General features: G+C 67.4%; 1 protein-coding gene. It reads right to left on the bottom strand.

What is annotated here, in order from left to right; translation table 11 throughout:
* A partial coding sequence (locus P3W75_RS24990) for a hemagglutinin repeat-containing protein (protein WP_276230002.1) occupies positions 1-779 on the bottom strand: 779 nt, incomplete at both ends.

Below are 779 nucleotides of genomic sequence, written 5' to 3'. Positions count from 1 at the left end.
TCGCGGCCGGCGCTGACTTCGCCGCCCAGCTGTTCGATACGTTGATCGCGATGGCGGCTGCCGTTGACTTGGCCGTTGGTGGTTTGCGCGGCGTTCAGGTTGAGATCGCGGTCGGCGCTCAGGCTCAGGTCGTTGCCCGCCTTGAGCACCCCGCCGATGTTGCTGATATCGCGGCCGGCGCTGATGGATAGGTCGTTGTCCGCCTCGATGCGTGCGGCGCTGTCGGCGAAGCTGGCAGTCCAGCTGCGCGTGCCCTGGGCGCTGTCGATGCGGTTGACGCTGCGCTCGTTGCTCAGGTCGCCGGTCAGCGCGGTGAGGCTGAGGTCGCGGCCCTTGATAACGCCGCCCTGGGCATTGCGGATGCTGTCGGTGGCCAGCAGTTGCAGGTGCCGGTTGGCTTCCAGCAGGCCGCTGTTGCCGATGTTCAGGGCCGTGGCACTGAGGTCGTTACTGGCGCGCAGGGTGCCCTGGTTGCTCAGGGTGCCGCCGCTGATCAGGCTGACGTCCTGGCCCTGGATCAGCGCGCCATTGGGCGCCAGGCGATGGTTCGCCTGGGCCAGGTAGAGCACCGGCACCAGCACATGCTCGCCGTTCACCACCTGGTCCTGCAGCCAGACGATGTCGTGGGTCAGCGCCGCCACCTGCTCGGCGGTCAGGGCTACGCCCAGGGTCAGGTCGAGGCTGTCCTTGTAGGCGATGGCGTTGTCCATCAGGTACTTGAACAGCGCTTCGTCGCTGGCCATGCCATCGATGTAGCGCTGGCCGGTGCGGGCGACCAC

Origin of the sequence: Pseudomonas citronellolis, from assembly GCF_029335315.1 — a bacterium.
Lineage (GTDB): Bacteria > Pseudomonadota > Gammaproteobacteria > Pseudomonadales > Pseudomonadaceae > Pseudomonas > Pseudomonas citronellolis_A.
Note: the sequence above shows the minus strand (reverse complement) of the source record. Positions and strands in the feature narration are given on the sequence as shown.